We start from the raw sequence: 5325 nt of genomic DNA, 5'->3' as shown, positions 1-5325 counted from the left end.
AAAAAAAAGATAGAATTATCTCAAATGACAGATGCAGAAATAAGACAATTACTGAAACAATCGGTCTTTTAAGAAGTAAATACAAATTAAAAGACTTGTTAAAATACTTCAATCTTCCAAAATCAACATATATGTATTGGCAAAAACGCTTAAATAGACCAAATAAAGATATCGAAATAGAAAACAAAATACTCAAAATTAGAAAAGAAAATCCAAACTATGGATACAGAAGAATAACTGCGATGTTAAAAAGATTAGGACTAAAAATAAACAAAAAGAAAGTACAAAGATTAGTTCAAAAAACTAAAACTTCAAATAAAAAATTTTTCAAGAAAATCAAGAAAATACTCATCCTACAAAGGACAAGTAGGAAAAATAGCAGACAACAAAATAAAAAGAAACTTTAAAGTAGAAAAACCATACACACAAATTACAACTGACATAGGTAGGGTATGTGAAAAGTTTTGTGTATCAGCTCCTCCTTATAGGTTGTGAGCTGATATTTTTTATTTTTTTTAAATATACTTTTATTACTAAAATCTGAAAGTTCAGATATTTGTAACATAATTTTGGCACAATTAAACTAAAAGGTCAAGATTTTTCAAAATCTCCCTTTTTTGCCTAATTGAATTTTTTATTATCTTTATGGCAAAATTTAGATTCTACCTTCAAAAAATATTGATAGTTGTGACAATATTTGATCCCATCCTCTTATTCTACTCGTCCATTTACTTGAAGCATCTACCATTGCTAGATACAAGATTTTTTGTAGGGCGTAGTCGCTTGGAAATATTGTTTTGTTTTTTGTTACTTTTCTAAGTCGTCTATTAAAATTTTCTATGCTATTTGTTGTATATATTAGTTTTCTTATTCCTTTTGGATATTTGAAATATGTTGCTAATTCAGCCCAATTGTTTCTCCATGAATTTACACACATTGGGTATTTTTTGCCCCATTTTTCTTCAAATATATCTATATTACTTAGTATTAGTTTTTCTGTTAATGCTTTGTATACTGTTTTTAAGTCTTTCATTAGATCTTTTATATCTCTATATGATACGAATTTTGTTGAATTTCTTATTTGATGAATTATGCATTTTTGAATTTCTGTTTTTGGATATACACTTTCTATTGCTTGGCTAAATCCTGATAAATTATCTGTTGAAACTATTAATATATCTTCTAATCCTCGTTCTTTTAATTGATTTAATACCAATAGCCAGTATTTACTTGATTCATTTTCTCCAACCCACATTCCAAGGATTTCTTTGTATCCTTCGGTATTGTATCCTAGTGCTATATATACTGCTTTTTTACTACTATGTTATTTTCTCTTACATGATAGTGTATTGCATCTAAAAATACAAATGGATATACTTTTTCTAGTGGCCTATTTTGCCATTCTTCAATAGTTGGTAGTATTTTATTTGTTATTTTGCTTACCATGGATTCTGATATTTCAAATCCATAGATTTCTTTTATGTGTGTTGATATGTCTCTTGTTGTCAGGGCCTTCCCCAGCCAATAATATCCAACGAATGAAATGAGTTTATGATATTATTAGGCGAGGGTATTCCTTTTGCATACATAGATATTATTTGGTTTTCTATGTTTGATATGTCTTTTTGATATTTTTTCAATGCTTGTGGTTCAAAGGATCCTTCTCTGTCTCGTGGGATGTTTAGGTCTATGTTTCCATAGGATGATTTAACTGTTTTTTTGCTTGAGCCATTTCTTGTGTTTAATGACAGTGGTTTTTCACCATATTCATAATCTAGATGTTCATCTAACTCTGCTTTTAACATTTGCTCCATTGTGTCGCCTAGAAGAGCTTTCAAAGCTTCTTGAAGATCTTGTACTGTTTCTGGTTGATACTCTTCGATTAACATCTTAGATATTTTGTTGAGTCTTGTTTCTGGTCTTTTTCTTGGAATTTTAAAATCCTCCTGATTATTATTATATCAGGAGGATTCTATACACAAACTATTTCACAGTCTCTGTTAAGAGTTGATACGCAAATTATCTCACACTCTTTTAATCTTAAAAACTAAAACTTTTGTATTGCTATACTATTATTTCTCTTCGTTTTTGTCTTTTTTCTTAAATCCAAAGAATGCACCTGCTACTGACATAAATCCTGCTGCCGACATCATTAAGATTTCGCTAATATTCCCAGCTTTTGGTAATATATGCTGATTTTTTCTAATCGCATTACCTTTAATATTTCTGCTTTTATCAATTTTATTAGGTGAATTTGTTTTGTCAGTAGTCTTGTTGATTTCAACTGTTGTAACGGAGTCTTTTTCATTTGTTTCAGAGCTATTTTTTTTATCATCAGAAATTTTAACTTCAGTATCATTAGCTAAATCCGATTGATTTGAATTATCGTCACTTGATACGTCTGTTGAATCTTCTGTTTCTTTTGGTTGGCAAGTATTTTCTTGAGACGTTTCCTTTTTCTTATTAATATCGAATGTAGGTTTGTTTTCTTCTTGTTCTTTTACCTTAATTTTCTTAAAAGTTGGCTTTATTGTTGTTTCTTTTGTTACGAACAAAACATAACCTGATTCTTTTTTGTCCTTTACTCCTGAAATTTCCCAGCCATCAAATTGATATCCTTCTGCTACTTCTCCATTATAAGCTGGAAGAACGAAATCTTCACCTTTTACTAGTTCATTTTCCTTATTATCTATAGTAAGCTTGACTTTTTCTGGCTTGATAAGCTCTACCGTTCCAGTATTTTTGTCTAAGTTAAATTCTTTTACTGTAGTATTTCTTGCAAAGTCTTTTACTACAAATTTGATTTTTAATTCACTATCTTTGATGTCTTTAATATCATCTAGTGATTTGTATTCTTTTCCATTTACATAGATGTGTTGTTCTTGTATTTCTCCATCTTTGTTATTATTTCTTTTATCAAATATGTTAAATTTAATAAATTTATTTTTTGCATATTCAATAGATATTTTACCATCTTCGCTCATCTCAACTGTAGGTTTTACATTATCATATAAGAATTGATAGTGAACTCCTACCGCCTTTGCGTTCATTGAAGAATAACCTGTTTTTAAGAATACATTTCCGTCCATATCTTTAACTTCATCTGGGAATCCATTTGCCTTATAATCTTTCATTCCCCAATCCATGATATCCCCATCTTTTACATCAAGTTTTATATTAAAGTCTCTTGTATTGTCAATGTGTAAATCACCATATATTAAATAATTATCTACAACTGACTCATTAACTCTCATTTCCCAGTTAAATCCACCTTTATCAGAAATTTTTCCTTTTAGATAAAATTCTGGATTTCTTACGTAAATCTTATTAGATTTAGAAGGATTAAAGTAATTTTTATCCATTGATAGATTCACAGGCTTTGTATCGATAAATAGCATTGCACCGTCTTCTTTAATGGCTTCAACGTTTGATTTATCATCTCCGATATATTCCTTGCCATCTTTGCCAAGAAGAACTAGTTTAGAAGGATCATCTACAAGCTTTCCATCCTTATCTATAGCCTCTCCCTTATCATTAGTTTTGAATTTGAATACTTGGTATCTAACTATATTAAAACCATCCAATGCTGACATAAGAACCGATTGAGCGCTTCTTCCATCTTGAACATTTCTACTATCACAGTAGATTGTTTTTTGTGATAGGACCTTGATGTTAGGGGCAGTCTTTTGGATTTTTTCTATATCTGCCTTGCTATAAACTCCATTGCCATCGAGCATGTCAGTTTTTCCTGGGTTAAATGTAGTAACTCTTAGGGCATATCCCTTTCTTACAATCATATTATCATTTAATACATATTGACCCTTTTCTTGATCGAAGAACATCTTGTTTGTATCCATCTTGCTTGGATCTTGTGGTTTTTGTTTTGTAAGCTCACCTTCACCTAGTTCGATAATATTTCCGTAGCTTGAAGCATATGGTGAAGCTTCCTCTGCTTCATCCTTCTTTTCTGGCATCCTTATTATAGTTTTAGCTTTTGTTTGATCCTTATCTTTTACGATAATGTTCATATCTCCTGTAAAGGATAGACCATCAACTACATCATTTGTGTTTGCAAATAAGTCAAAGGTTAGAGTTTTTGTTTGTGGGTCGTATTTACTTGCCTTAATTTCTATTAATTTAAAGTCATTACCATAGTAAGCCTTAGCATCTTTTGATACATTACTTACTCTTCCAAGAATTTCAAAATGACCATCCTTAGATGGGCTTAATACTCCACCAACCTTTGATTTAACATCATCAAGTTTCTCAGTTTCATATTCTAGAGCACTTCCATCTTCATAGGCTTTTATATTTCCATTTTCATCATATTGATAATCAAGTTCTACTGTTCTTTTTCCACCATTTACATAGTCGTCTTCTTGCTTATATTTCTTTTTAATTAGTTTCTTTAGGTCTTTATTTTCAAAATTTCTTACTGTAGAGATTTCTTTGTCTAGCTCAAGTCTTGAAGCTTCTTCGATAGTATTTTCCTCTACCCTGTCTTTCTTTTCTTCTACTTTATCTACGACTTCTGTACTCTTTGCATTTTTGAGTTTATCTTCGGAAATTTCTCCTAGTTTTTTGTAATTAGAAAAATCTTGGTCAGGATCTACTAGGTAATAAGAAATCATTCCTTTTGCATCAGCTTTATTATCAAATTTAATCCTATGGATTTTGGTGAAGTTACTTGCACCATCTAGGGCGATTACTTCGATGATTTTTCCCCTTAAATCTCCAGCTCCGCTAATTTCATAGATAGTATTTCCATTTTTATCAAGCTTTCTATTTCTACCTTCGCCTTCTCCTGCATATTTAACATCAAGGTTTCTTTCAACATCGCCATTCTCGTCAACTATAGCTGCACCTGCATACCATACTTCGTTGGCTACTTCTTCAAATTTATCTGGATGGTTCTTTTGATCTCTTACAAACAAGGTTTCGTTTTTGTACTTATCTTTTACCTTGTGGTAGGTATCTTTTGCTATTAATTTGATTTTGTCTGGATTAGAGAAATCAACATCGACAATTTTTGGAGCTGTATTGTCAATTTTTACTGGTATATAAGAAACTTGCCATGGATAATCTTTTGTTAATCTATATTTGAATTTATAGAAATATTGGCCTTCTGCTATTGGTTCAAATTGACCCCTAAGTTTTGTTTCCAAGTCTTGGTTATTATTATCATCATTAGCGCCTTCTTCTCTTCCTCTAGGATTGTAAATAAGGCCATCCCATTTCAAATCTCCCATAACTTTTAGCTTAGAAGATTTTATACCCTTAGCGTCATTTCTCTTAGAGTTTAAGATACCTCTAATAAAATGCTCT

Annotated in this window: 1 protein-coding gene and 2 pseudogenes; 1 reads left to right on the top strand and 2 read right to left on the bottom strand. The window is 30.7% G+C overall.

What is annotated here, in order from left to right; translation table 11 throughout:
* Positions 1-407 (top strand): IS3 family transposase (locus tag KHW44_RS06075; RefSeq protein ID WP_304067211.1); only part of this gene is annotated, 407 nt, incomplete at its 5' end.
* 248 nt (positions 408-655) lie between these two features.
* On the opposite strand, the pseudogene KHW44_RS06070 reads toward KHW44_RS06075, so the two are convergent.
* Positions 656-1889: pseudogene (locus KHW44_RS06070) on the bottom strand (IS256 family transposase).
* Between the two features lie 183 nt (positions 1890-2072).
* Positions 2073-5325, bottom strand: a pseudogene (locus KHW44_RS06065) (LPXTG cell wall anchor domain-containing protein); the annotation flags it as partial.

The sequence above is a fragment of the Finegoldia magna genome (assembly GCF_018371055.1).
Taxonomy (GTDB): domain Bacteria; phylum Bacillota; class Clostridia; order Tissierellales; family Peptoniphilaceae; genus Finegoldia; species Finegoldia magna_I.
This window is presented reverse-complemented; position numbering and strand designations above follow the sequence as displayed.